The organism is Arenicella sp. 4NH20-0111 (assembly GCF_040366405.1).
Classification (GTDB): Bacteria; Pseudomonadota; Gammaproteobacteria; order Arenicellales; family Arenicellaceae; genus Arenicella.
On sequence record NZ_BAABWF010000027.1, the window covers coordinates 1 to 1,008 of the forward strand.

At 41.7% G+C, this 1,008-nt stretch carries 1 protein-coding gene; it reads left to right on the forward strand.

Annotation, left to right across the window (positions count from 1 at the left end; all coding sequences use genetic code 11):
• A partial coding sequence (locus ABWW54_RS20090) for a hypothetical protein (protein WP_353415009.1) occupies positions 1-1,008 on the forward strand: 1,008 nt, incomplete at both ends.

A 1,008-nucleotide genomic window follows, 5' to 3' on the forward strand; every position in this document is an offset into this window, starting at 1 on the left:
CTTAAACGATGCATCAAGGCAGGAATTGATATATGGCATACACAATTATTTGTATCTAAAACCCTTGATAGAAAAAGGCATTATTAAATATGCCCAAAATATGGTGTCGCTATGCCAACACCATAGCGACTCTCTAGCAAAGCCACTGTCCGCTGAAATTGAGAGAAAAGAAAATCGATTGTACGATTTACTTGAGGAGCAGCTGGCGGAAAAGTGTTCTATTTCTTTTGATGTAGGCGAAGGCGCTGGGCCGTTTCTTAAAATAGAAGGTCCTGAGGGTTTAATCGATCATGGCGTAAGGTATCTTCATCTATTTGGTGATTTGCCAGAATCCATCACATTGCTCATGGATAAAAAACTTCCGTATAAATTCTCTAAAGCAGAGGTATTATCCGAGGGTATGCTGTCGTTGATTATCTCTCCAATAATCAGAGACTTATCAAATCAGGAGTGGCATTCGGCATTTTATGGCACCTCATACCTATGTGACAACGCGACCCAGATGAAGATTGCCTCCAAGTTAAACAGCGAAGCCTACGCTGCAAGTTCTTCTGCTTTTAACAATGGAATGAGTCATTCCTTACCCTCCGTTTATGCCAAAGATTTATCAACGATAGTTTCGCTCAGAGAAAGTGAAGAAGAGGCATTCTCGGTTTACAGAGATAAAGTTCATGCTCTATTGAAATCGACCAATAAATGGTCTGAGGCTGAAGTCGCAGAAGCCTTCCGCGATCAAATACTTCCTGAAGTTAACTTAATTGATAAAAAGATCAAAGACTGGAAAGTGAAGACAAAGGAATCACTGAAAGAAAAGGTCCTTTTTGGTTCTGGCGCGGTCTCTATAGGGCTTTATGCTGGGATGTTACCGCCGAACATAGGACAAATTGTTGCCGCTATAGGTGGCGGGTCTGCTGTTGCTGGAGCTGTTATGGATTACAATAAAACACTGAAAGACAAAAGCGAGGCCCGCGGAAATGACTTCTATTTCTTGTGGCAAGCCAAGCAATA